Genomic DNA, 23675 nt, shown 5'->3' with positions numbered 1-23675 from the left:
TCCTCAGGATGACGGGACGGGAGTCAGATATTCAGCACGCGCCCGTAGGCGTCGAGCACCGCTTCCTTCATCATTTCCGACAGGGTCGGATGCGGGAACACGGTGTGCATCAACTCCTCTTCGGTGGTCTCCAGATTCATCGCCACGACATAGCCCTGGATCAGCTCGGTCACCTCGGCGCCGATCATGTGCGCGCCGAGCAGCTGCCCGGTCTTCTTGTCGAACACCACCTTGACGAGGCCCTGGTCCTCGCCGAGCGCGATCGCCTTGCCGTTGCCGACGAACGGGAAGCGGCCGACGCGGATTTCGCGGCCGCCTTCCTTGGCCTTGGCTTCCGTCAGGCCAACCGAGGCGACCTGCGGGTTGCAATAGGTGCAGCCCGGGATCATCAGCTTGTCCATCGGATGCGGATGCAGGCCCTTGATCGCCTCGATGCAGATCACGCCCTCATGCTCGGCCTTGTGCGCGAGCATCGGGGGACCTGCGACATCGCCGATCGCGTAGATGCCGGGGACGTTGGTCTTGCCGAGGCCGTCGATCACGATGCAGCCGCGGTCGGTCTTGACGCCGAGCTTTTCCAGCCCGAGGCCCTCGATGTTGCCGACCACGCCGACCGCCGAGATCACGCGCTCGAATTCCTTGGTCTGCGGCTGGCCCTTGCCGTCGTCGATGGTCGCGACCACGCTGTCGGCCTTCTTCTCGAGCTTGGTCACCTTGGTCGAGGACATGATCTTGATGCCCATCTTCTCGAAGCGCTTTCGCGCAAGACCGGCGATCTCGGCGTCCTCGACCGGGAGGATCTGCGGCAGCACCTCAACCACGGTGACGTCGGAGCCCATGGTGTGGAAGAACGAAGCGAACTCGATGCCGATCGCGCCGGAGCCGACCACCAGCAGCGATTTCGGCATCCGCTCCGGCACCATCGCCTCGAAATAGGTCCAGATCAGCTTCTTGTCGGGCTCGAGCCCGGGCAGCACGCGCGGCCGTGCACCGGTCGCAACGATGATGTGCTTGGCCTGGTAGGTGCCCTCGCCGCTCGCGCCCTTCGGCGCCTCGACCGCGGACTTCTTCACCGTGATCTTGCCGGGCGCGTCGATCGTGGCGTCGCCCCAGATCACCGTGACCTTGTTCTTCTTCATCAGGAAGCCGACGCCGTCATTGAGGCGTTTCGAGACGCCACGCGAGCGCTGCACGACCGCCTTCGGATCGAAGCTGACATTGTCCGCCGACAGCCCGTAATCCTTGGCGTGCTGCATGTAGTGATAGATCTCAGCCGAGCGCAGCAGCGCCTTGGTCGGAATGCAGCCCCAGTTCAGGCAGATGCCGCCGAGATAGGACTTCTCCACGATCGCGGTCTTGAAGCCGAGTTGCGCAGCGCGGATCGCGGTCACATAGCCGCCGGGGCCGGAGCCGATGATGATGACGTCAAAGGATGTGTCGGCCATGGCGGCTCCCGTTCAACTCAACGTGTGACGCCGCGCGCGCGGCTTCTTGCGATCAATGACCTGACCAGCCATTCGAGCCCGATCACCACAGCCATGATGGCCAGGGCCGTCAGCACGATCGGCTGGGCGATGTTCCGCGCCAGCTGTTCGCCGGCGAAGAACGCGGAGTGCAGGAAATCCAACCCGACCGGGTTGAGCACCAGCACGGCCGACAGCAGCAGCGAGATCCAGGGCCAGCGCGTGCGGGCCAAGCCGGCCATTCATCGGTACTCCTGCCATACCGCACCGAGAAATATGGTCCACACCAGCGCCAGCACACCGGCGCCGATCATCATCAACCGGAACTGGAACGTCGATATCAGGTCGCGGTTGACCGCGACGAGCAGCGCAACGGCGATGGCGGCGAGCAGAACGTACGGACCTGACATCGCGTACATGGCGGATGCCCGTCACACCATCATCATCACGGGGTTTTCGATCAGCTGCTTGAAGGCGCCGATCAGCTCGGCGCCGAGCGCGCCGTCGATCGCGCGGTGATCGCACGACAAGGTCACGCTCATGATGTTCGCGATCTCGATCTTGCCGCCGCGCACCACCGGGCGCTCCTCCGAGGTGCCGACCGCGAGGATCGAGGCGTGCGGCGGATTGATCACGGCGGTGAAGTGGTTGATGCCGTACATGCCGAGGTTGGAGACCGCGGTGGTGCCGCCCTGGTATTCCTCCGGCTTCAGCTTGCGGGCGCGGGCACGGGCGGCAAAATCCTTCATCTCGTTCGAGATGGTCGACAGCGTCTTGGTCTCGGCCTTGCGGATGATCGGCGTGATCAGGCCGCCCGGCATCGCCACCGCGACGCCGACGTCGGAATGCTTGTGCTTGAGCATGCCGCCCTCGGTCCAGCTGACGTTGCAGTTCGGGATCTTCTGCAGCGCGACCGCCATCGCCTTGATGACGAAGTCGTTGACCGAGATCTTGTAGAGCGGCTTCTTCTCCTTGTCCTTCGGCGCGGCGGCGTTGATCTCCTCGCGTGCGGCGAGCAGCTTGCCGATGTCGCAGTCGATGGTGAGGTAGAAGTGCGGGACGTTCTGCACCGAGGCGGTAAGACGCTGCGCGATGGTGCGGCGCATGCCGTCATGCGGCACGACTTCGTAAGAGCCCGGCTCGAACAGCGCCAGGATCTGCTTGTCCGACATCGACGGCGCGATGCTCGGCCCCGCCGCGGCGGGCGCAGCCGCCGGCGCCTTCAGCCCCTTGCCGGACTTGGCGTCGTCGACATCGCGCGCGATGACGCGGCCATGCGGACCGGTGCCGGCGATGCGGGAAAGATCGATGCCGGCTTCCTTTGCCAACCGGCGCGCCAAAGGCGAGGAAAACACGCGGGCATGGCCGTTGGCTTGCGCGGCGGGTGCCGCAGCAGGCTCTCGCGCCGGCGCTGCGGCCGGCGTCGGTGCAGCGGCAGGCGCGGCAGCGGCAGGTGCTGCCTGCGCGGCGGGCTTGGGGGCTTCGGCGGGCTTGCCAGCCGGAGCAGCGCCGGCTCCGGCGCTGGCTGCCGCCTTCACATCCTCGCCGTCGCCGGCCATGACCGCGATGACGTCGTTGACCGGCACGTCCTGCGTGCCCTCGGGCACCAGGATCTTGGCGATCGTGCCCTCGTCGACCGCCTCGACTTCCATCGTCGCCTTGTCGGTCTCGATTTCCGCGATCACGTCGCCGGACTTGACCTTGTCGCCCTCTTTCTTGAGCCACTTGGCGAGGTTGCCCTTTTCCATCGTCGGCGACAGCGCGGGCATGAGAATATTGATCGGCATTGTCAGTGACCTTGTTGCGACCGCGGTTTGGTTTGGCCCATGTCGGTCGGCCGGGCGATTTCGGCTTCGAACATCTCGACGATGCGCGCGAGCGCCTCGTCCTCGGTGTATTCGCTCTCGCGCGAATAGGCGCGCGCGGCGTGGCGGGCGATGTCGACGAGCATCAGCCCCCACATGTCCGGCTCCTCGAAGGCGCGCTGGAACGCGATCGACAGGCCGCCGTCGACCACAAAGGCGCGCAGCACCTCGACGGCGTCGTCGCGGCCCATCACGTCAGGCGGCAGCGGCTGCTCCTTGGGACCGGCCATCGGCGTTACCGGTAGGACACGGCCTTGGCGGCCGCGACCACCTCGGCGACGGAAGGCAGGGCAAGCTTTTCGAGATTGGCGGCATAGGGCATCGGCACATCCTTGCCGGAGACGCGCGTGACCGGCGCATCCAGATAGTCGAACGCATGCTCCATGATGCGCGCGGCAACCTCGGAGCCGACGCCGCTCTGCTGCCAGCCCTCCTCCACCGTGACCGCACGGCCGGTCTTCTTCACCGAGTTGATGATGGTCTCGGTGTCCATCGGACGGATGGTGCGCAGATCGATCACTTCGGCGTCGATACCTTCCTTGGCGAGCTCGTCTGCGGCCTTCAGCGCATACGACATGCCCATCGCCCAGGAGACGATGGTGACGTCCTTGCCGGCTCGCGCGATCCGCGCTTTGCCGATCGGCACGATGAAATCGGGCAGTTTCGGCACTTCGCCGGTGTGGCCGTACAGCACCTCGTTCTCGAGGAAGATCACCGGATTGGGATCGCGGATCGCGGCCTTGAGCAGACCCTTGTAATCGGCGGCCGAATACGGCGCGATCACCTTGAGACCCGGGATCTGCGAGTACCAGGCGGCGTAGTCCTGGCTGTGCTGGGCCGCGACGCGCGCGGCGGCGCCGTTCGGGCCGCGGAACACGATCGAGCAGCCCATCTGGCCGCCGGACATATAGAGCGTCTTGGCGGCTGAATTGATGATCTGGTCGATCGCCTGCATGGCGAAATTCCAGGTCATGAACTCGACGATCGGCTTCAGCCCGGCCATCGCCGCACCGACGCCGACGCCGGCAAAACCGTGCTCGGTGATCGGCGTATCGATCACGCGCCGCGCGCCGAATTCCTGCAACAGGCCCTGCGTCACCTTGTAGGCGCCCTGATACTCGGCAACCTCCTCGCCCATGATGAAGACGTCGCCATCGCGGCGCATCTCCTCGGCCATCGCATCGCGCAGCGCCTCGCGGATGGTCTGCGTGACCATCTCGGTGCCCGCGGGAATTTCCGGATCGGGCAGCGCCTCGCTGACCGGCGCGGCCGGCGCTTTAGCCGCCGGCTGCGGCGCTTCCGCCTTTGCATCTCCCCTGGCTTCGGCAGCAGGAGCCTCCGCGGCCTTCGGCTGCGGCGCCGCAGGCACCTTGGCGAGATCGGCGGCGCTTTCGCCATCGGCCAGGATGGTGGCGATCGGCGTGTTCACCGCGACATCGGCGGTGCCTTCCGGAATCAGGATCTTGCCGAGCGTGCCCTCGTCGGTTGCCTCGACCTCCATCGTCGCCTTGTCGGTCTCGATCTCGGCGATGACGTCACCGGACTTGATGGTCTCGCCTTCCTTTTTCAGCCATTTGGCGAGGTTGCCCTTCTCCATGGTGGGCGACAGCGCAGGCATCAGCACTTGAATGGGCATATCGGCTCCCGAAATCGGTCTTGAAATTCGTCTGCGCGGGGTGGGGTCAGCGGTAGATGTCGGTGTAGAGCTCGGACGGATCGGGCTCAGGATCGTGCTGCGCGAAGTCGGCGGCTTCGTTGACGATCTCGCGCACCTCGGCGTCGATCGCCTTCAGATCCTGCTCGCTCACGCCCGATGCCAGCAGCCGGTTGCGCACCTGCTCGATCGGGTCCTGGTCGTGACGAACCTTCTCGACTTCCTCGCGCGTACGGTACTTCGCGGGATCGGACATCGAGTGGCCGCGGTAGCGGTAGGTCTGCATCTCGAGGATCATCGGACCATTGCCGCCGCGGCACCATGCTGTGGCCTCATCGGCGGCGGCCTTGACCGCGCGCACGTCCATGCCGTCGACCTGCCTGCCGGGAATGTTGAAGGAGGCGCCGCGCTTGGAGAAATCCTGCTGCGCCGAAGCGCGCGACACCGAGGTGCCCATCGCGTAGCGATTGTTCTCGATCACGTAGATCACCGGCAGCTTCCACAGTTCGGCCATGTTGAAGCTTTCATAGACCTGGCCCTGGTTGGCCGCGCCGTCGCCGAAATAGGTCACGCTGACGTTATCGTTGCCGCGATAGTGATTGGCGAAGGCAAGGCCGGTGCCGAGCGAGACCTGTGCACCCACGATTCCGTGACCGCCGTAGAAATGCTTCTCCTTGCTGAACATGTGCATGGAGCCGCCCTTGCCGCGGGAATAGCCGCCGCGGCGTCCGGTCAATTCGGCCATCACCCCCTTGGCTTCCATGTCGCAGGCCAGCATGTGGCCGTGGTCGCGGTAGCCCGTTATGACCTCGTCGCCCTGCTTCAGCGCCATCTGCATGCCGACCACCACGGCTTCCTGGCCGATATAGAGATGGCAGAAGCCACCGATCGCACCCATGCCGTAGAGCTGACCGGCCTTCTCCTCGAAGCGCCGGATCAGGAGCATGTCCCGTAGTGCCTTGAACTCCTGCTCCTTGGAGAATTCGGGGGGAGAACCAGCCTTCTCCTGCCCTGATTCTTTTGCGACGGTTTTCTTGGGTGCGGCCATGGCAATTCCGGGTGAGAGAAGTCGGAGAAACCTCTCTAACCCAACTCAAATCGCCTTGGAAGGATTGCGTTGGCTCAATGGAATTTTGCTATGCCGCACTGCAGCGTGCCGCGACACTTTTGTGATAGCGCGCGAATGTTTTTGAAATTTGAGAACGCGTCAGTTCGACTTGTTGATCCGAACCAGATCACGCGGGTTGGCGTAGTCGAGCTGGAAGCGCGCGCGCTCGTCCAGCATGTCGGGATCGACCCGGTCCGACCGCAACAGCGACACCCGCTGCTCGCCCTCGGCGCGCTCCTTCTTCAATCGCGCGAGCTCCGAGGTCAGCGCGATGATTTCCTGGTCGAGCTCCTGCCGCGCGTTCAGACCGTATTTGCCGGTATAGGCGTTGACGCCGAAATAGCCGACCATCAGCGCCGCCAGCGTGTAGAGCGCGAGCCCGGTCAGAATCGATTTGAGGCGTGTGCGGGAAACCATGGCCGCGAAGATGCGGCCATGGGGTTAACGGAGTGCTAAACCAAAGCGTTTTCGAGCGAAGTGGATGCCGGTTCGCGTGAAGAAAACGCGTCAAACAAGGTCAGCCGTTCTGCTTTTCGATGAAGGCCGCGAAGGCGCTGAGATACTGCTGCAGCACGCCCTTGAGCGACTCCTTGGTCAGCTCGCCCTTGTCGTCGAAGGCATCGCCGACACCGTTGAGATAGGCTTCCGGCTGGCCGAGGATCGGACCGGAAATGCCCGGCAGGATGTTCTGCAGATGCTTCACCGCGCTGACGCCGCCGAGCGGCCCCGGCGAATTGCCGATGATGCCGATCGGCTTGCCGATAAACGAGCTCTTGCCGTAGGGTCGCGAGGCGACGTCGATCGCGTTCTTCAGCACGCCCGGGATCGAACGGTTGTATTCGGGGGTCACGAACAGCACGCCGTTCGAGTTCTGCAGCTTCTCGCGGAAGGCCAGCCAGTCCGCCGGCGGGGCGGCCTCGAGGTCCTGGTTGAAGAAGGAAATGCCCTCGAGGGTCGTCACGTCGAGCTTCAACGATGCCGGTGCGAGCTTGGCCAGCGCGTTGGCAATCTTGAGCGAGAAGCTCTGTTTGCGGATGCTGCCGACGATGGTGACGATGTTATAGGCCATAGCAATTTCCCCTCGGGTTGCGCGTGAAACGCGTGCACCCCACCTACCGGCGCGGCCAGAAAGATGCAAGTGCATGGATCGCCCAATTCCGGAAACGCAGCGTTCACGAAATTTGACCGAACGGCACTGAGACGGTCCTCGAGGGTTGGGGGCCACCGGAAAGAAAGCCCATCGGGCACGACCCGGAGGCCAATTGTCGACATGTTCCTCGAAACATACTGTGTGGCGATTCCCCGCACCATCCCAGCCGACCGAAGAGCGGGCAATGACAGAGCGCAAGACACGGGTTGCAATCCTGTTTGGCGGACGATCGGCCGAACATGACGTTTCGCGGGCGTCGGCGGCGAACGTGCTTCGCTCGCTCGATCCGGACCGCTATGAGGCCACGGCGATCGGCATCACCCGGGATGGCCGATGGATCGTTGCCGATGCGGGAAACGGCGCCGGTGCGGGTGGCGGCGCGCTGACCATTCCGGACCATGGGCCGCAACTTGCGCTGCTGCCGGGCGGACAGGGCCGCGTCGTGGTGCTTCAGGGACCGGCAGCGGCGCCGGCGGAATTGCCGGCGTTCGATGTCGTCTTCCCGGTCCTGCATGGCCCCAATGGCGAGGATGGCACGGTGCAGGGTGCGCTGGAGCTGTCCGACGTAGCCTATGTCGGCTCGCGCGTGATGGGCTCGGCGGCCGGAATGGACAAGGACGTCGCCAAGCGCCTGCTGCGCGAGGCGGGATTGCCGATCGTCCCCTTTGTCGCGATGTCGATCGCCGCCCCCGTCAGCTATGATGACGCGGTCAGCGCCCTCGGCTCGCAGGAGCTGTTCGTCAAGCCGGCCAACATGGGATCATCGGTCGGCGTGTCGAAGGCACGCAACGCGGCGGAGTTCGAGGCCGGCTGCAGACTGGCGTTCCGCTTCGACACCAAGATCCTGATCGAGCGCTGCATCGCGCCGATCCGGGAGGTCGAGTGCTCCGTGCTCGAGGATGCGGAGGGCCGCGTGCGTGCCTCGCAGCTCGGCGAGATCGTGCCGTCCGACAAGCACGGCTTCTACTCCTACGACGCGAAGTATCTCGATGCGGATGGCGCCCTGCTTCAGGTGCCCGCCGACGTCCCGCCTGCCGTGGCCGATCGCATCAGGGAGCTCGCGATCAAGACGTTCGCCGTGCTGGGTTGCGAAGGCATGGCGCGCATCGACTTCTTCCTGCACGGCGAGCAGGCGTTCGTGAACGAGGCGAACACCCTGCCCGGCTTCACCAACATCAGCATGTATCCGCGGCTGTGGGAGGCCAGCGGCCTGCCGCAATCCGAGCTGATGGACGTCCTGATCGGCCATGCCCTGGAACGTCATAAGCGCTCCAGGGCACTGGCATTCGAGCGCGAGTAACGCGCAACGGGCATTCGCAGCATCCGTAGCCCGGATGCAGCGAAGCGTAATCCGGAGCCACTCTCACTGCGGATGGACTGATCCCGGATTGCGCTCCGCTTCATCCGGGATACGGACTACGCTTGCTCCGTTACATGCCCTTGTTCGGATTGATCAGGAATTTCTCGCCGGTCGCGCGCTTGCCGTAGACGGCGATGTTGTCGAGCTGCAGGGTTTCCTGCAACGACACCACCTTGGTGTAGTGACTGGCGAAGGTGGTCTTCAACTCGGCAACCACCCGCTGGCGTAGCTTGTTGCCCGCCTCCGGACCGATCTTCATCAGGAACGGGAACAAGAGCCAGCCGCCGACGCCCCAGGCCATGCCGAAGCCGCGCGGCAACTCGATCGAGCGGGTGTCGAGGCTGCCGTAGACATAGACCTGCTTGTGCACATTCGAGCCGTAGCGGCTGTAGGCCTTGGCGGTCTTGTTGATCGCGGTCTCCATCGCGACCAGGATCTGGCCGGCGAGCTTGCCACCGCCGATCGCATCGAAGGCGATGGTCGCGCCGGTCTCGACCAGTGCGCCGGTGAGCTTGTCCATGAAGTCGGGCGCGCTGGAATCGACGATATGCTTGGCGCCGATCTTGTGCAGGATGTCGGCCTGCTCCTTGTTGCGCACGATGTTGACGAGGCCGATGCCGTCCTTGAGGCAGATCCTGTTCAGCATCTGACCGAGGTTCGACGCCGCCGCCGTGTGCACCAGCGCCTTGTGGCCCTCGCGACGCATCGTCTCGGTCATGCCGAGCGCGGTCAGCGGATTGACGAAGCAGGACGCGCCTTCCGCGGGCGTGGTGCCCTCGGGCAGCGGCAGGCATTCGTTGACACGCAGCGTGCGGTATTGCGCATACATCGCGCCACCGATCATCGCGACGGTCTTGCCCATCAGCGCTTTCGCCGCGTCCGACGAGCCGGTCCGGATCACGACGCCGGCGCCCTCATTGCCGACCGGCATCGACTCGTCGAGCCGAGCGGCGAGACCCGGCAACGCCGCTTCCGGCACGCGCGCGGTCACCACGGGCAATTCCTTGCTGCCGGAGACCTTGGCGGCCGACATGTCGGCCGGGCCGATCAAGAGCCCGAGGTCGGACGGATTGATCGGGGTCGCCTCGACCCGGACCACGACCTCGTCGGGACCGGGCTCGGGGGTCGGGACATTCACCAACGACAATTCCAGTTCGCCATCCTTCTTGAGCAGCGAACGCAGTTGCAGACCGTTCTTGCCGTCACTCATCCCGACCTCCCCTTTTGCGTTTTATTCAGTCCCGATCAATTGGGGCGCTAGGCCAGCGCCTTCAAGGCCGCCCTGCCGGCGTATTTCGCCTGGGTGCCGAGCTGCTGCTCGATCCGCAGCAGCTGGTTGTACTTGGCGGTACGGTCGGAGCGCGCCAGCGAGCCGGTCTTGATCTGCCCGCAATTGGTGGCGACCGCGAGGTCGGCGATCGTGGAGTCCTCGGTCTCGCCGGAGCGGTGCGACATCACGGCGGTGTAGCCGGCCTTGTAGGCCATCTCGATCGCCGCCAGCGTCTCGGTCAGCGTGCCGATCTGGTTGACCTTGACCAGGATCGAGTTGGCGCGACCGTGCTTGATGCCGTCGGCAAGCCGAGTGACGTTGGTGACGAACAGATCGTCACCGACCAGCTGGCACTTGTTGCCGATCGCATCCGTCAGCTCCTTCCAGCCGTCCATGTCGTCCTCCGACATGCCGTCCTCGATCGTCACGATCGGATAACGGCCGACGAGGTCGGCGAGATACTTCACCTGCTCCGAGCGCGAACGGGTCTTGTTCTCGCCGCCATAGACGTAGGAGCCTTCCTTGAAGAATTCGGTGGAGGCGCAGTCGAGGCCGAGCACGACGTCATCGCCCGCCTTGTAGCCGGCCTTGCCGATCGCGTTCATGACGAACTCGAGCGCGGCGTCGGCCGACGGCAGGTTCGGCGCGAACCCGCCCTCATCGCCGACATTGGTGTTGTGACCGGCCTTCTTCAATTCGCCGCGCAGCGTGTGAAAGATCTCCGAACCGCAGCGCAGTGCTTCGGCAAACGAAGTTGCGCCGACCGGCAGGATCATGAATTCCTGGAAGTCGATCGGGTTGTCGGCATGCACGCCGCCATTGATGATGTTCATCATCGGCACCGGCAGCGTCCGCGCCGAGGTGCCGCCGACATAGCGATACAGCGGCATGTCGAAGGATTCGGCGGCGGCCTTGGCGCAGGCCAGCGAAACGCCGAGGATGGCGTTGGCGCCAAGCCGGCTCTTGTTCGGGGTGCCGTCGAGCTCGATCATGATCTGGTCGATCGCGACCTGCTCCTCGACGGCCTGGTCGCTGAGCGCCTCGAAGATCTCGCCGTTGATGGCTGCAACCGCCTTCTCGACGCCCTTGCCGAGATAGCGCGACTTGTCGCCGTCACGGAGTTCCACCGCCTCATGGGCGCCGGTGGAGGCGCCCGACGGCACCGCCGCGCGACCGATCGACCCATCCTCCAGCACCACATCGACCTCGACGGTGGGGTTGCCGCGGCTGTCCAGGATTTCGCGGCCGATGATGTCGACGATGTCAGTCATGAAGTACCTCTTGTGGCAGTGAGGGGGTCGGATGGCGGTGCTTCTACCGCAATGCATCGAGGGGGAAAAGGCCGGGTGACGGGCGCCCCCGCATTGGATAAGAGGACGCCACGGAGACCCCTGATGGCAAAGAAATCCACCAAATCAACCACCTCCCCCGGCCTGCAACTCGGCCGTGCGGTGGAATGGCCCGACGCGCCGGAAAAGGCGCAGCTCGACCGCGTGCCCAACCCGCAGGCTGGTACCGATTATCTGGTGCGCTTCACGGTGCCGGAATTCACCTCGATCTGCCCGGTAACGGGCCAACCGGATTTCGCGCATCTGGTGATCGACTATGTGCCCGGCCGCTGGCTCTTGGAATCCAAATCGCTGAAACTGTTCGCCGCGAGCTTCCGCAACCATGGCGCCTTCCACGAGGATTGCACGGTCATGATCGGCAAGCGGATCTCGGACGAGATCAAGCCGAAATGGCTGCGCATCGGCGGCTATTGGTATCCACGCGGCGGCATCCCGATCGACGTGTTCTTCCAGACCGGCCGCTCGCCGAAGGGCCTCTGGGTTCCGGATCAGGGCGTCGCGACCTATCGTGGCAGGGGTTAGGTTGGGCGCTACCCACCTTCGCACTGAATTAGTCGGACAAGACGCCGTCTTTCCTAGATCCGTCATTTGGAGCAACGAAGAAGCTGCGCATCGATCCAAAGCCCCTAACCTCAACCGCCTGGCGCTCTTCGAACCTAAAGAAATCTCTCACCCGCCAATACGTCGCTTCAGATATGTGCACGCGGTTCGGCTCGCTAACCGACTCAAGCCGGCTCGCTAAGTTTACAGTGCGTCCCCAATAGTCGTAGGTCATCTTGTGGCGCCCAATCACGCCACCGATCGTAGATCCGGTATGGATCCCAACTCGAATTTGCAACGGATAGCCGGTCTTTTCTGCGACGCGCCTCACGATATCAATGGTATGCAAGGCGAATTCGACCATCGCCTTCGCGTGGTTTACCGAGCTGGCTGATTTCCCGGCAATGGCCATGTAGGCGTCACCGATTGTCTTGACCTTCTCGACTCCATATTGGTCAGCCGCTTCGTCGAATTCTGTAAAGATCATGTCCAGGATTTCGAGGACGTGCTTGGGGGCAAGGTGCTCTGTCAGAGTCGTGAATCCAACCAGGTCCGAAAACAGCAGTGTAACTTCGCCAAACGCTTCAGCACTCCTAGTAGCCTGATCAGCGACCAAATTCAGGGGGATGTAGGAGGACAAGAAACTAGAGAGCTTATTGCGCTCCTTCTCCTGCAGAATGTGCCGGGCGAACTCCTCACGCGCGAAGCGCTCGCGCCCATAACTCGTAAAGATGAGGATCAGAAAAATAAGAGTCAGGTTGAAAAGGTAAGAAGAAACTTCGGCGAACTCGATTTTCGTGAATGCGGAAACACCTCCTCCGTAGACTAGAATGATTATCGCGCCAACGGCACAAGACCAACCGACACTTATCGGAAACAAGCCAATACAGAAGACAAGGATCAACGCGAAATTGAGCGCGCTCGAACCTGAGGACAGATAATAGGGATTTCCCTCGCCGTACTCGAGAAGCTGTTTGATCGCAAGCAAGCTTGCCGCGGCGACAAAAAAGAGCAGGCAAAGATTTGGCCAGCGGCGAAACGCAGGCGTGAATGTTAGAGCGAAAAAGCCCAGCAAGATGGGGATGGCTACCATGAACCGGAAGCGCGTCAGTTCGACCGAGTTGGTGTTCGTGGCCGAATCCCAGACGCCGAATGCGCCCCAGAGCAATGCACTAAAAGCTATTGCATTTGCGGTGAACCGAGCGGTCCGCGCCTGACGATCACGCTGATATTCAAGCTCGAACGCAGCATCATCGAACCGCAAATCGAGCCAAACGGCTGCTTGAGCGAAACGACCAGCGATAAAACTCGCCATATTCCCTCGCAATATCAATGAAAGCCTACAAAATTGCTTCTCCGATATTCCGAAATCCGTCCTGGCTGGCAAACGTCAATCGAACCATTCCTGCTTATGCCCAGGCCAACAATGTCCAATGCCCCTGGACTATGACGCAAGCCGCTCAGCACAACAAGTCGGGGGGCAGGTCAGCTATCGGGCAAATGCCGTCGATTATTGGCGGGACTCGCGATTTCCACTTCGCTCCAGAAACCGGTGCCTGCGAACGCCCGATCTGGAGGATACGCTAAGGCTCTATGGCCGGTCGCGCGGCAGCATCCCGATCGATGTCTTCTTCCAGACCGGGGCCTGCCGAGGGCCCCTGGTGTCCGATCAAGGCCGTCGCGACGTATCGAGGACGAGGCCATACAGCCTCTGGCACATTCGCCGCGCCCGCTTGTCCTTCGAAGCCGACGTAGTTGGATGGCGTCGGCAAGAGAACAGGCTTCAATGCGCAATCTCAAAGTGCCGCTCCGGTTGACACCGCTGCTGTTCTACGGCCTTTCTGTCCCCATTGTTCGCTATGCCTATCCGATCGCCGCCAAGGCCTACAATGATCTATGTTCAAGCCAAGGCATGACCTTTGGTGAAGGATTGTCGGCCAGCCATCTCGGTATCGCGCTCGTCATTGTCTCACTTCCGCTATTCTTGGCCCGTGGCAACGCCTTGGTCCTGGCGAACCTCACCATAGGCTTGGTCACGATTTGCGGTGCCGGATCAGTTCTGCACACAGCGGCAAACACCCCTACGAATGCTTCACGCAAGCCGGAACCTATGAGGATCACACCTCAGGCCTCGATGGTCTCGAACTCTGGTTCAGTTTCGCCAGCTTGCTTTCTTACGCTTTGCTGGTGATTGATCTCGCGATCTGGAGCGTCAGAAAATTGATTGCATCCAACGGACGCGCAGAGAACCGACGCAATCCAACTCCATCTCCTGACAATACCGGGTTAGGCCCATCCCGCCATCGAGAGTGGTGAACTTGCGATCTCCGCTTTAGCAAGACCGCCTCGCGCCAAATGAATTCGTACGACACTGCGGCATATTCTTGAAACTTGTGAGGCAAGGTTCCGCGTAGCGGTTTGCGCCAGCGCGAAAGCGATTGAACAACAACAAGGATTCCTGACTCACGAAATGTTCCGCGAACCCCAGAAAATTTGCGCGGCCAATCGTCACATACGCGTCGTCGGTCAGGTGTCTTTTTGCGCTCCTCAACTCATCCTCAGGGAGCATCGAAATGGTTACGATCAGCGGAATGAAAACTTTCGCGTCGGGCACGGCGGTTGACGCAACAGCTCCGGACTCCATTACGACTGCGAACGGGACGATCTTCGTCGAATACGGCAATGGTGCAGACTCGACCGGCGCCGGCGGCTCAAGCACGATCGTGCAGTATGACAAGAACGGTAAAGTCGAACACAGCTATACGATCGCCGGATCGGTCGATGGTCTGAAGTACAATCCATACACCGGGGAGATCTGGGCGCTTCAGAACCAGGACGGAAACTCCACGCTCACGCTGATCGATCCCCTTACCCACAAGGTGACCGGCCCGTTGAGCTTCGCCGATCCATCCGCGACGCGCGGCTATGACGACGTCGTCTTCAAGGGCGACAAGGTGTTCCTGAGCTACACCAATCCGAACGGAGCCGGCGATCCGACGCTCGTCGAACTGCTCAACGGCGACCATCCGAGCGGGACATTGCTGACATCGACCATTCTGGCCGACGGTGCGACCGGCTTCAACACGGTCACGGGCGCCACCGAAGTGGTCCCGCAGTCCGATCCGGATTCACTCAAGCTCGCCCCCGACGGCGACCTGATCTTCACCGACGGCGCCGACGGTACCATCATCGATGTCCAGCATCCCGGGACGGCCAGTCAGGCGATCGCGTTCACGACGATCAAGGGCATTCCAGCCGGCTCCGTCGGCAATTCCGGCCTCGATGACGTAATCAAGCCCGGCGCGACGGCCGGCACGTTCTACCTGACCGATACGAAGACCGGGAACGTCTATTCGTTTCACGCGAGCGGCCTCAACACCAACGACTATTACGCGTCGGTTGCGAGCCTCGGCGGGTTCGGCCAGGTCGATCCGACGACCGGCGTCTTCACGCCGCTGGTCACGGGAGCGAACTTTTCCGCCGCGCACGGCCTGATCTTCGTTCCGGACAAGAATGCGCGCCCGATGGCGCATGTGGATTCGATCGCGACATTTGCCGCTCCCCCGAACGGGGTGACCGGACTGGATTCGATCACCATCGCGAACAAGTACGTGTTCGTCGAATACGGCAATGGCGTCGACTCGACCGGCGCCGTGCCGGGCGACAGCACGATCATCCAGTACGATCGCGCGGGACACTTCGTCCACGCTTATTCGATCGCAGGATCGGTCGATGGGCTGAAGTACAATCCCGAAACCGGAATGGTCTGGGCATTGCAGAACCAGGACGGCCGCTCGTCGCTGTCGCTGATCGATCCCAACACGCAGACGGTCACTGCGCATTTCGACTATGCCAACCCGTCGACCTCGCGCGGCTATGATGACGTGGTGTTCAAGGGCAACGAGGTGTTCCTCAGCTACACGAATCCGACCGGCAACGGTGATCCGACCATCGTGAAGCTCCTGAACGGCACGAACCCCAAGCCTGGCGACCTGCTCACCACCACTCCCGTGCTGCTGGACGGCGCCGTGGGTTACGATACCGTGACCGGCAAGATGGTGGTGGTGCCGCAGGCCGACCCGGATTCGCTGAAGCTCGCCGCGAACGGCGATCTGATCTTCTCCAGCGGCGACGACGGTGCGATCATCGATATCCAGAATCCGGGCACTTCCCACCAGGCCATCGCGTTCACTCCGATCCAGGGAATTCCCGCCGGCTCGGTGGGGAGCGCCGGTCTCGACGACGTCATCAAGCCGACCGCGACGTCGGGCACCTTCTACATTTCGGACGCAAAGGACGGCCACGTCCTGACGGTGCATGCGAGCGGCCTCAATCCCAACGACTACTATGCCTCGGTCGGTTCGCTCGGGGCGTTCGGCCAGGTCGACGAGAACACCGGTGTCTTCACCGCACTGGTGTCGAGCGAGAATGCACCAGGCTTCAGCTTCGGTTCGCCGCACGGCGTTGCGTTCGTCCCCGACAAGAACGCGGCGCCATTTCCCGAGATCAGTGCGGTCAAGACCTTCCAGGCCCCGCCCGACGGGGCGTCCCAGCCCGACTCCATCACAACCGCGCACGGCTCGACCTTTGTCGAATACGGCAATGGCGCCGATTCGACCGGCGCCGGAGGCTCCAGCACCATCGTGCAATACGACAAGCACGGCGACGTGGAATTCACATACTCGATCACGGGATCGGTCGATGGCCTGAAATACAATCCCACGACCGGTGATATCTGGGCACTCCAGAATCAAGACGGCAATCCCACCCTCACCTTGATCGATCCGGAGACGCATGCGGTCTCCGCGCCGCTCAGCTACGCCGATTCGAGTGCGAGCCGCGGCTATGACGACGTGGTGTTCAAGGGCGACAAGGTGTTCCTGAGCGAGACCAACCCCGTCAATTCCGGCGATGCAACCGTGGTCCAGCTCCTCAACGGCGATCATCCGTCTGGCGCGTTGACGACCAAGCCCATTCTTGAATTTGGCGCTACCGGTCTGGACACCGTGACCGGCAAGACCGAGGTCGTGCCGCAGAACGATCCGGATTCGTTGAAGCTCGCCCCGAACGGCGACCTGTTGCTGTCGAGCGGCGACGACGGGACCATCATCGACATCAAAAATCCCGGCACGACCCACCAATCGGTGTCGTTCACGCCGATTGCGGGCGTCGGCGCCAAGGCCGGTCTCGACGATGTCATTGAAACCGGTGCCAAGTCGGGTACGTTCACGTTGACCGATACGGCCACCGACAAAGTCTTCTCGTTTCACGCGACCGGCCTGAACCCCGACGATTACTACGCCTCGGTCGGCAGCCTGAAGGCGTTCGGCCAGGTCGACCCGACCACCGGTGCCTTCACGCCGCTGCTGTCGGCCGACAATGCGCCCGGCTTCGACTTCAGCTCTCCGCACGGCGTCAGCTTCACGCCCGACCCGTCTCCTGCGGCCGGTCATGTCGCGACATCGGCGCACGCCGATAGCTTCGTGTTTGCCGATGGCGGCAACAACGCTGGCGCCGCAGCCGGCACGCCCCAGCCGTTCTCATTGGAAGGCCCTTCACATGCAGAGCAGCTTGCGCAACTTGCTTCCGACGTCTCGCACAGCAGTTCGGATTGGCTGCATGAGACTGCAATGCAGTATGTGGCGATGGGGCACGATGCCTTCCATCTGACCTAGCGATCGCGCATTTCGGAACGGTGCTGCGGGGACGCGGACAGCTCCTCGCAGCCGCGCTCAGGAGCCGGCATGCGCGTCAGCGGGTGCACGCTGCTTGAGGAATCGGGCACAGATGAAGCCAAGTACGACCATCACGGCGGCGGCCGAGACCAGCGTCGCGGTCTTGCCGGCGTGTTGAAGACCAAAACCGTAGGCGATCGGGCCGACGGTCTGGCCCATGAAAAAGAAGAACGAGTGCAGCGACAGCGCGGTGGCGCGGGCTTCGACCGACAGTTCGCTGGCGAACACCTGCAGGCAGCCGTGGATCATGTAGAAGCCGAGGCCCATCACCAGCAAGCCCGCCATCTGCAATTTCCAGTGCGGGCCGAAGGCGACGCCGACCAGTTGAATCGCGACCAGCGTTGCACCGACGATCATCATGCCCCTCACCCCGATCAGCGGCAGCAGGCGGGCCACCGTTAGCGTGTAGAGCAGCCCGCCGATCGCAAAGCCTGCGATCACGATGCCCGCGATCGACAGCGAGGTCTCGCCGAGTTCGAACAGGAACGAGGCGATGAAGGGAAACAGCCCGAGCACGCAGCAGCCTTCGATGAAAACCGCCGAATAGCAGATCCGCGCGTTCGGGTTGGTGAAGATGGTGCGATAGCCGTGGCGCAGCGCCTTCAGGCTGGTGCGCGGCGGACGGTTCAGCGCAGCGCCGCGGAAGCCGGCCCCAACCGCCAGCGCGACGATGATCACAAGGCTGCCGAGCACTGCGAGCACGCCGCGCCAGCCGAGCAGATCGCCGATCAGCCCCGAAGCGGTCGCGCCGAGCAGATTGCCGGTCATCGAGCCCGCCAGCGTCCGTCCGATCGCGAGCTGCCGCTTGTCTGGGCCGACCAGATCGCTGGTCAGCGACAGCGCCACCGGAAACACGCCGCCGGAGCCGATGCCGGCGAGGATGCGGGTCACGAACAGCATCGGGAACGAGGTCGAGAGCGCGCCGAGGATGTTGGCGACGCCGAGCAGTCCGAGGCAAATCGTCATCAGCCGCGCCTTGCCGAATAAGTCGGCAGCGGCGCCGATCGCCGGCTGCACCGCGGCAAAGGTGAACGCGAACACTGCGGCAAAGCTCGCCGCGGTCGCGATGCTGACGCCGAAATCATCCGCGACATGCGGCAGCACCGGATCGAGCGCGCGCACCGACAGGCTCGCCGCGAAGGTCGCCAGCGTGATGACGTTGAGGGCCGGCGGCATGCCGCTGGTTGCGGTCATGTCGTCGTCACCCCGGTCAGGCTGCGGTCTTGGCCAGCGCGTCGAACTGCATCAGCCGCTTGACGAGGGATTCGAAGTCGCGCAGCGGCACCATGTTGGGGCCGTCGGACGGCGCGTGGTCCGGATCGGGATGGGTCTCGATGAACACGCCGGCGACGCCGACCGCGACCGCCGCGCGCGCCAGCACCGGCACGAATTCGCGTTCGCCGCCCGAGGACGTGCCCTTGCCGCCGGGCTGCTGCACCGAATGGGTGGCATCGAAGATCACCGGTGCGCCGGTGGTGCGCGCAAGGATCGGCAGCGCGCGCATGTCGGAAACCAGCGTGTTGTAGCCGAACGACGCACCGCGCTCGGTGACCAGCACATTGGCATTGCCGGCGCCGGTGAACTTGCTGACCACATTCGCCATGTCCCACGGCGCCAGGAACTGACCCTTCTTGACGTTGACGACCTTGCCGGTCGCCGCCGCCGCCAGCAAGAGATCGGTCTGCCGGCACAGGAAGGCCGGGATCTGCAGCACGTCGACCGCCTGCGCCGCCTCGGCGCACTGGTCGGGTTCATGCACGTCGGTCAGCACGGGCAACCCGAGCGACGACCGAATCTCGGCGAAGATCGGCAGCGCCTGCTTCAGCCCGATGCCGCGTGCGGCCGATGCGCTGGTGCGGTTCGCCTTGTCGAACGAGGTCTTGTACACCAGGCCGATCTTGAGCCGCGCCGCGATCTCCTTCAGCGCGGACGCCACTTCAAGCGCATGCGCGCGGCTCTCGAGCTGGCAGGGACCGGCGATGATCGAGATGGGCAAGGCGTTGCCAAATTTGGCCGATCCGACGGCAACGATCGGCGCGGCGGCTAGCGCGGAAACCTGATTGGTCAAAATGCTGCATCCTTTCGCCGGCGACCATGCAATCCCGCGCCGGAGGGATCAAGCCATCCGGCACGATGAGGGGGTTGCGCTGACGCCGTGGGTGCGCCGTGCTATCACAATCCTGCCCCAACCGCCCCTATAGACTGGCGCGGAACAGATTCCCATGAGGAACGACATGCGCCCTTCGCTTGTGATCGTAGCCGCGGCCGCCTCGGCGATGCCGGGCCTCGCCTATGCCCAGGCCAGCAGCCAGCCCGGGGTCGTCACCAGCGGCGCCAACGGCGTCACGGTCAACGGCAAGCCCGCCGCGCGCAGCGGCGACACCACCAGCAATGGCGGCCCGCTCGTTGAAGGCGTGCCCAATGTCCTGATCAACGGCAAGCCGGCGGTGGTCATGGGCGACCGCACGCATTGCGGCGGCAAGACGACCTCCGGCAGCCACGGCGTCTTCATCAACGGCAAGCCGATGGTGACCCAGGGCGATCAGACCTCAGGCTGCCCGCAACAGTAGCGCTGCGGCGTTTCGCCAGCGGCCAAAATATCGAAAACAACCCCATGCAAAGGAGCTGGCGGCCAGCGGCGTTCGACAAGGCAGCTTGACCCGTCGGGCAAATCAGGGATATATTTCCAATATTCCGAAATCGCGCAACCGCGCCTCGCCCACCAGGCCGCCGCATATGGCGTACGCGATCACGTTTGCCCTGAAGCGACGAAGCAATCCAACGCGCGCATATGCGGTGCCAATGGATTGCTTCGCGGAGCCTGTCATCGGGCGCGCATTCGCGCGCCCCGTTGGCTCGCAACGATGGCAGCCCGCACTACTTGACCGCTGAGAACGACGTCGGCACCAGAAGCTGGTTTTCGATGGTGAGAACGATCTGGCCGTCCTCCTCGGACTTGGCGCGCCCGGCGATCCATTCCGGATCGGTCGTGAACGCGGTCCATTTCTTCTCGCGCTCGGCGAGCGATTCCCAGGCCAGCAGGTAGGTCAGGTCCTGGTTGGATTCACCGACCAGCGTCGTGAAGAAGCCGGCCTGCCTGATGCCGTGCTTGTCCCACAGCTTCAGCGTGATGGTCTCGAAGCGCTTGAGCAGCGCCGGCAGCCGGCCCGGCAGGCAACGATAGACGCGGGTCTCGTAGATCATTGGCAGTCCTCCCGATTTGTTGTGCGGGCCGTTATAGCCAGCGGGTTCCGGACTGTCTTGAGGGGGCCACAACATGGCACCCCTGCTCGCATGGGGCGGCCATTACCGCAATGTTGTTGCAATGTTACTTGCCCTAATACCGGACGTTCGGGATCTGGATCCAAGAGCACATGCGGATATTGCTGGTTGAGGACGAGGCCGAGATGGCGGCGGCGTTGGCGCAGGCGCTGAAGGGCTACGACATGGTGGTCGACCATGTGCCGAGCCTCGCCGAGGCCGAGGAGGCGATTTCCGCCGACGTCCACGGCGCAGTGCTGCTCGACCGCCAACTTCCCGACGGCGACGGCCTCACGCTGATCCCGAAGCTGCGCGCCAAGGCCGACGGCGTTCCGATCATCGTGCTGACCGCGCGCGGCGACCTCGCCGACCGCATCACCGGGCTCGACAGCGGCGCCGACGACTATCTGGCCAAGCCGTTCGCGGTCGAGGAGCTGTTGGCGCGGCTGCGTGCCGTGCTGCGCCGTCCCGCCGGCCTGCAGCTCGAGATCATCAAGGCCGGCCGCATGGCGTTCGATTGCAGCCATCGCGAGGCCAGCGTCAATGGCCGCCCGCTCGACCTGCCGCGCCGCGAGCTTCTGGTGCTGGAGACGCTGCTGCGCCGCCTCGGCCGCACCGTGCTGCGCGCGACCCTCGAGGAAGCCGTGTACAATTTCGAGGACGAGATCCAGTCGAACGCGCTCGACGCCCATGTGTCGCGGCTGCGGCGCAAGCTGGCCGATACCGACGCCGGCGTCGAGATCCACAGCATCCGCGGCGTCGGCTACCTGCTCAAACAGGTGTCATGAGCGAATCCGCCGATCACTATTGCCTGCGCTCGCAACTGAGCTGGCGGCTGGTCGCGCTGCAGGCGCTGCTGCTTGCCATGCTGATCGTTTGCCTGATCAGCGCATTGTGCGTCACCGGCTTCCTGATCGTCCCGCGCGATGAGGATCACGTCATTTCCATCGTGCAGAACGCGGTCGCGCGTGATGGGCAGGGCGATTTGGTGTTGCGCTCGACGGCTGAACTCAAGCAGCTTCGCGAGACCACGCCGGACCTCTGGTTCCTGGTGCGCGACCGGCAAGGCCATTCGTTATCGGAAGGCGCAGTGCCGTCCGAATTTGCTCGGATCGGTGATGCACTCGACCAGATCAGCCAGGCCAGGCTCGGCTGGCAGATGTTCGAGGACGATCCGCGCAAGCCGCCGGCGCGGCTGAAACGCGTCAATTCCGACGCCGGCCCGGTGCAGGTGCTCACAGCCACGCAAGGGCCGACGTCGAGCGTCAAGACAGCACTCGCCACGACGCTGGCGTTCCTTGCCGTTGCCCTGCCCGGCCTGCTCCTGATGGCGTGCGCGACGTTCATCGCAACGCCGATGGTGGTGAAGCGCGCTTTCGCCGGCCTCGACACCGCAGCCGATCAGGCGCGCCGGATCGATTTCCGCCAGCGCGGCAGCCGGCTGTCGGCCGACCACCTGCCGCTCGAGGTCGCGCCGCTGGTGACCGCCGTCAACGATGCGCTGACGCGGCTCGATGACGGCTATTCGCGCCACCAGCGCTTCGTCGCGGACGCCGCCCACGAATTGCGCACCCCGATCGCGATCCTCAACACGCGGCTGGAGTCGCTGCCCGCGGGCCCTGAGAAAACCCGCCTCCTCGAGGACTCCGCACGGCTTGCGACGCTCGCCGAGCAGCTGCTCGACATTCAGCGCTTCGACCAGTGCCGCAATCCCTTTGGACGCGTCGATCTCGTCGCGGTCGCGCGCAGCGTCGCCGCTGATCTCGCACCGCTCGCGATTGCGGGCGGTTACGAATTGTCGCTCGATAGCGCCGCCGACCACGTCGAAACGCTGGGCGACCGCGCCGCGCTGGAGCGTGCGCTGACCAATCTCGTGCAGAACGCCATCCAGCATGGCGGCCGCCGCGGCACCATCACCATCCATGTCGGCAGCGCCGCGACGGTCGATGTGACCGACGAAGGCGACGGCATTCCGAAGCATGAGCGCACGCGGATCTTCGATCCGTTCTACCGGCTCGCACCGCTTGACCGCGGCGCCGGCCTTGGTCTGAACATGGTACGCGAGATCGCTAGGCTGCATGGCGGTCACGTCTCCGTGCTCGACGGACCGAAGGGCGGCGCGTGCTTCCGTCTTACATTGCCGCCGGCACCCTTCGCATCGTAACTCGCAATGTTCTCGCAATGCAGCTCCCGCAAACAAGGCGTCACGCTTCGCCGATGAGTCGAAGCGCCGCGACACTTTGCTGGGAATCCCAATGTCACATGATCTCCTTTCTTTCTTCACGGCATGGATGGCCGCCCCCGGCCGCGTCGGCGCGATCGCGCCTTCGGGTGCTGCGCTCGCCGAACTGATCACGCGCGACATCAGCGCCAACACCGGTCCGGTGCTGGAGCTCGGTCCTGGAACGGGCGCCTTCACCTACCAGCTGCTGAAGCGCGGCGTGCGTCAGCAGGATCTGACGCTGATCGAATACGGCTCGGATTTCATGCGGCTGTTGCAGCTGCGCTTTCCCGGCGCGCGCGTGCTGTGGATGGATGCCGCGCGGCTGGCCTCGGAACGGCTGTATGACGGCGCGCCGGTCGGCGCCGTGGTCAGCGGACTGCCGCTGCTCAACATGTCGCCGCGCAAGGTGATCTCGATCGTCGGCGGCGCATTCAGCTACATGCGTCCCGGCGGCGCGTTCTACCAATTCACCTATGGGATGCGCTGCCCGATACGGCGGCCGATCCTCGACCGGCTCGGCCTGCGCGCCACGCTGGTCGATCGCGCCATCCTCAACGTGCCGCCCGCCGCCGTCTACCGGCTGACGCGGCGACCGCAGTACAAGCTGCTGACGCGTGACGTCACACCGGCGGCCGGCACCAACGTTTCACCGATCAAGAACGAACGCCAGGCGAGCGAGGACTGCGCCGTGTAACG

The 23675-nt window shown here is 63.7% G+C and carries 23 protein-coding genes; 8 read left to right on the top strand and 15 right to left on the bottom strand.

Annotation, left to right across the window (positions count from 1 at the left end; translation table 11 throughout):
* Positions 1-23: 23 nt before the first annotated feature.
* The 9 genes from lpdA to AKN84_RS04860 all read right to left on the bottom strand — a co-directional run bounded on the left by lpdA (position 24) and on the right by AKN84_RS04860 (position 7159).
* Entirely contained in the window at positions 24-1445 is a 1422-nt protein-coding gene (gene lpdA / locus AKN84_RS04895; RefSeq protein WP_050419647.1) for a dihydrolipoyl dehydrogenase, read from the bottom strand.
* A 17-nt stretch (positions 1446-1462) separates the two neighbouring features.
* On the bottom strand, positions 1463-1705 hold the full coding sequence (locus AKN84_RS04890) for a hypothetical protein (RefSeq protein WP_050419646.1): 243 nt from the start codon (positions 1703-1705) through the stop codon (positions 1463-1465).
* Positions 1706-1882 carry a hypothetical protein gene (locus AKN84_RS47955; RefSeq protein ID WP_165445499.1) on the bottom strand — a complete coding sequence of 59 codons (177 nt, stop codon included), beginning with the start codon at positions 1880-1882 and terminating at the stop codon, positions 1706-1708.
* A gap of 12 nt (positions 1883-1894) precedes the next feature.
* The gene (locus AKN84_RS04885) at positions 1895-3250 is read right to left on the bottom strand and encodes a pyruvate dehydrogenase complex dihydrolipoamide acetyltransferase (protein WP_050419645.1); all 1356 of its coding nucleotides are present in this window, start codon (positions 3248-3250) and stop codon (positions 1895-1897) included.
* A 2-nt stretch (positions 3251-3252) separates the two neighbouring features.
* Positions 3253-3558, bottom strand: coding sequence for a DUF5076 domain-containing protein (locus tag AKN84_RS04880; protein ID WP_021079261.1), 306 nt, complete (start codon positions 3556-3558; stop codon positions 3253-3255).
* Positions 3559-3563: 5 nt separating this feature from the next.
* Complete coding sequence (locus tag AKN84_RS04875; protein ID WP_050419644.1) at positions 3564-4964, bottom strand: pyruvate dehydrogenase complex E1 component subunit beta; 1401 nt, start codon at positions 4962-4964, stop codon at positions 3564-3566.
* A 46-nt stretch (positions 4965-5010) separates the two neighbouring features.
* Positions 5011-6030 carry a pyruvate dehydrogenase (acetyl-transferring) E1 component subunit alpha gene (pdhA, locus tag AKN84_RS04870; protein WP_050419643.1) on the bottom strand — a complete coding sequence of 340 codons (1020 nt, stop codon included), beginning with the start codon at positions 6028-6030 and terminating at the stop codon, positions 5011-5013.
* A gap of 159 nt (positions 6031-6189) precedes the next feature.
* Complete coding sequence (locus AKN84_RS04865; protein WP_021079258.1) at positions 6190-6507, bottom strand: FtsB family cell division protein; 318 nt, start codon at positions 6505-6507, stop codon at positions 6190-6192.
* A gap of 100 nt (positions 6508-6607) precedes the next feature.
* Positions 6608-7159: an NADPH-dependent FMN reductase gene (locus AKN84_RS04860; RefSeq protein ID WP_050419642.1), complete on the bottom strand. Its 552-nt coding sequence runs from the start codon at positions 7157-7159 to the stop codon at positions 6608-6610.
* A gap of 265 nt (positions 7160-7424) precedes the next feature.
* Between AKN84_RS04860 and AKN84_RS04855 the strand changes: the two genes are divergently transcribed.
* Positions 7425-8540, top strand: a complete 1116-nt coding sequence (locus tag AKN84_RS04855) for a D-alanine--D-alanine ligase family protein (protein ID WP_050419641.1) — start codon at positions 7425-7427, stop codon at positions 8538-8540.
* A 130-nt stretch (positions 8541-8670) separates the two neighbouring features.
* On the opposite strand, the gene AKN84_RS04850 is transcribed toward AKN84_RS04855, so the two are convergent.
* Together AKN84_RS04850 and eno are read right to left on the bottom strand one after the other, a co-directional pair.
* Positions 8671-9810 (bottom strand): zinc-binding dehydrogenase, encoded by a 1140-nt coding sequence (locus AKN84_RS04850; RefSeq protein WP_050419640.1) that lies wholly within the window; start codon positions 9808-9810, stop codon positions 8671-8673.
* Between the two features lie 47 nt (positions 9811-9857).
* Positions 9858-11141: a phosphopyruvate hydratase gene (gene eno / locus AKN84_RS04845; protein ID WP_050419639.1), complete on the bottom strand. Its 1284-nt coding sequence runs from the start codon at positions 11139-11141 to the stop codon at positions 9858-9860.
* Between the two features lie 123 nt (positions 11142-11264).
* Between eno and queF the strand changes: the two genes are divergently transcribed.
* Positions 11265-11741: a preQ(1) synthase gene (gene queF, locus AKN84_RS04840; RefSeq protein WP_050419638.1), complete on the top strand. Its 477-nt coding sequence runs from the start codon at positions 11265-11267 to the stop codon at positions 11739-11741.
* A 28-nt stretch (positions 11742-11769) separates the two neighbouring features.
* Here queF and AKN84_RS04835 read toward each other — a convergent pair whose 3' ends face one another.
* The gene (locus AKN84_RS04835) at positions 11770-13074 is read right to left on the bottom strand and encodes an adenylate/guanylate cyclase domain-containing protein (protein WP_050419637.1); all 1305 of its coding nucleotides are present in this window, start codon (positions 13072-13074) and stop codon (positions 11770-11772) included.
* A gap of 471 nt (positions 13075-13545) precedes the next feature.
* Between AKN84_RS04835 and AKN84_RS44565 the strand changes: the two genes are divergently transcribed.
* Both AKN84_RS44565 and AKN84_RS04830 read left to right on the top strand, forming a co-directional pair.
* Positions 13546-13950 carry a hypothetical protein gene (locus tag AKN84_RS44565; protein WP_128970442.1) on the top strand — a complete coding sequence of 135 codons (405 nt, stop codon included), beginning with the start codon at positions 13546-13548 and terminating at the stop codon, positions 13948-13950.
* A gap of 400 nt (positions 13951-14350) precedes the next feature.
* Positions 14351-17434: a hypothetical protein gene (locus AKN84_RS04830; RefSeq protein WP_050419636.1), complete on the top strand. Its 3084-nt coding sequence runs from the start codon at positions 14351-14353 to the stop codon at positions 17432-17434.
* A gap of 57 nt (positions 17435-17491) precedes the next feature.
* Here AKN84_RS04830 and AKN84_RS04825 read toward each other — a convergent pair whose 3' ends face one another.
* On the bottom strand, positions 17492-18688 hold the full coding sequence (locus tag AKN84_RS04825; RefSeq protein WP_050419635.1) for an MFS transporter: 1197 nt from the start codon (positions 18686-18688) through the stop codon (positions 17492-17494).
* Between the two features lie 16 nt (positions 18689-18704).
* Positions 18705-19562, bottom strand: a complete 858-nt coding sequence (gene kdsA, locus AKN84_RS04820; protein ID WP_050419634.1) for a 3-deoxy-8-phosphooctulonate synthase — start codon at positions 19560-19562, stop codon at positions 18705-18707.
* 166 nt (positions 19563-19728) lie between these two features.
* Between kdsA and AKN84_RS04815 the strand changes: the two genes are divergently transcribed.
* A complete protein-coding gene (locus AKN84_RS04815) occupies positions 19729-20064 on the top strand; it encodes a PAAR domain-containing protein (protein WP_050419793.1) in 336 nt (111 codons plus the stop codon).
* 307 nt (positions 20065-20371) lie between these two features.
* Here the strand turns inward: AKN84_RS04815 and AKN84_RS04810 are convergent, their stop codons facing one another.
* The gene (locus AKN84_RS04810) at positions 20372-20698 is read right to left on the bottom strand and encodes an NIPSNAP family protein (RefSeq protein ID WP_050419633.1); all 327 of its coding nucleotides are present in this window, start codon (positions 20696-20698) and stop codon (positions 20372-20374) included.
* Between the two features lie 170 nt (positions 20699-20868).
* Between AKN84_RS04810 and AKN84_RS04805 the strand changes: the two genes are divergently transcribed.
* The 3 genes from AKN84_RS04805 to AKN84_RS04795 all read left to right on the top strand — a co-directional run bounded on the left by AKN84_RS04805 (position 20869) and on the right by AKN84_RS04795 (position 23673).
* Complete coding sequence (locus AKN84_RS04805; RefSeq protein WP_050419632.1) at positions 20869-21543, top strand: response regulator transcription factor; 675 nt, start codon at positions 20869-20871, stop codon at positions 21541-21543.
* Positions 21540-22919 carry a sensor histidine kinase gene (locus AKN84_RS04800; protein WP_050419631.1) on the top strand — a complete coding sequence of 460 codons (1380 nt, stop codon included), beginning with the start codon at positions 21540-21542 and terminating at the stop codon, positions 22917-22919. Before AKN84_RS04805 ends, AKN84_RS04800 begins: the two co-directional genes overlap by 4 nt.
* 91 nt (positions 22920-23010) lie before the next feature.
* Positions 23011-23673 (top strand): class I SAM-dependent methyltransferase, encoded by a 663-nt coding sequence (locus tag AKN84_RS04795; protein WP_050419630.1) that lies wholly within the window; start codon positions 23011-23013, stop codon positions 23671-23673.
* Positions 23674-23675: the final 2 nt, after the last annotated feature.

The sequence above is a fragment of the Bradyrhizobium tropiciagri genome (assembly GCF_001189845.1).
Classification (GTDB): Bacteria; Pseudomonadota; Alphaproteobacteria; order Rhizobiales; family Xanthobacteraceae; genus Bradyrhizobium; species Bradyrhizobium tropiciagri.
The sequence above is the reverse complement of the archived record's forward strand: the minus strand, read 5'-3'. Positions and strand labels throughout refer to the sequence as shown.

Coding starts and splice junctions, on each gene's coding strand:
- lpdA (WP_050419647.1), bottom strand. CDS start 1,445: ATGGCCGACACATCCTTTGACGTCATCATCATCGGCTCCGGCCCCGGC.
- AKN84_RS04890 (WP_050419646.1), bottom strand. CDS start 1,705: ATGGCCGGCTTGGCCCGCACGCGCTGGCCCTGGATCTCGCTGCTGCTG.
- AKN84_RS47955 (WP_165445499.1), bottom strand. CDS start 1,882: ATGTACGCGATGTCAGGTCCGTACGTTCTGCTCGCCGCCATCGCCGTT.
- AKN84_RS04885 (WP_050419645.1), bottom strand. CDS start 3,250: ATGCCGATCAATATTCTCATGCCCGCGCTGTCGCCGACGATGGAAAAG.
- AKN84_RS04880 (WP_021079261.1), bottom strand. CDS start 3,558: ATGGCCGGTCCCAAGGAGCAGCCGCTGCCGCCTGACGTGATGGGCCGC.
- AKN84_RS04875 (WP_050419644.1), bottom strand. CDS start 4,964: ATGCCCATTCAAGTGCTGATGCCTGCGCTGTCGCCCACCATGGAGAAG.
- pdhA (WP_050419643.1), bottom strand. CDS start 6,030: ATGGCCGCACCCAAGAAAACCGTCGCAAAAGAATCAGGGCAGGAGAAG.
- AKN84_RS04865 (WP_021079258.1), bottom strand. CDS start 6,507: ATGGTTTCCCGCACACGCCTCAAATCGATTCTGACCGGGCTCGCGCTC.
- AKN84_RS04860 (WP_050419642.1), bottom strand. CDS start 7,159: ATGGCCTATAACATCGTCACCATCGTCGGCAGCATCCGCAAACAGAGC.
- AKN84_RS04855 (WP_050419641.1), top strand. CDS start 7,425: ATGACAGAGCGCAAGACACGGGTTGCAATCCTGTTTGGCGGACGATCG.
- AKN84_RS04850 (WP_050419640.1), bottom strand. CDS start 9,810: ATGAGTGACGGCAAGAACGGTCTGCAACTGCGTTCGCTGCTCAAGAAG.
- eno (WP_050419639.1), bottom strand. CDS start 11,141: ATGACTGACATCGTCGACATCATCGGCCGCGAAATCCTGGACAGCCGC.
- queF (WP_050419638.1), top strand. CDS start 11,265: ATGGCAAAGAAATCCACCAAATCAACCACCTCCCCCGGCCTGCAACTC.
- AKN84_RS04835 (WP_050419637.1), bottom strand. CDS start 13,074: ATGGCGAGTTTTATCGCTGGTCGTTTCGCTCAAGCAGCCGTTTGGCTC.
- AKN84_RS44565 (WP_128970442.1), top strand. CDS start 13,546: ATGCGCAATCTCAAAGTGCCGCTCCGGTTGACACCGCTGCTGTTCTAC.
- AKN84_RS04830 (WP_050419636.1), top strand. CDS start 14,351: ATGAAAACTTTCGCGTCGGGCACGGCGGTTGACGCAACAGCTCCGGAC.
- AKN84_RS04825 (WP_050419635.1), bottom strand. CDS start 18,688: ATGACCGCAACCAGCGGCATGCCGCCGGCCCTCAACGTCATCACGCTG.
- AKN84_RS04815 (WP_050419793.1), top strand. CDS start 19,729: ATGCGCCCTTCGCTTGTGATCGTAGCCGCGGCCGCCTCGGCGATGCCG.
- AKN84_RS04810 (WP_050419633.1), bottom strand. CDS start 20,698: ATGATCTACGAGACCCGCGTCTATCGTTGCCTGCCGGGCCGGCTGCCG.
- AKN84_RS04805 (WP_050419632.1), top strand. CDS start 20,869: ATGCGGATATTGCTGGTTGAGGACGAGGCCGAGATGGCGGCGGCGTTG.
- AKN84_RS04800 (WP_050419631.1), top strand. CDS start 21,540: ATGAGCGAATCCGCCGATCACTATTGCCTGCGCTCGCAACTGAGCTGG.
- AKN84_RS04795 (WP_050419630.1), top strand. CDS start 23,011: ATGTCACATGATCTCCTTTCTTTCTTCACGGCATGGATGGCCGCCCCC.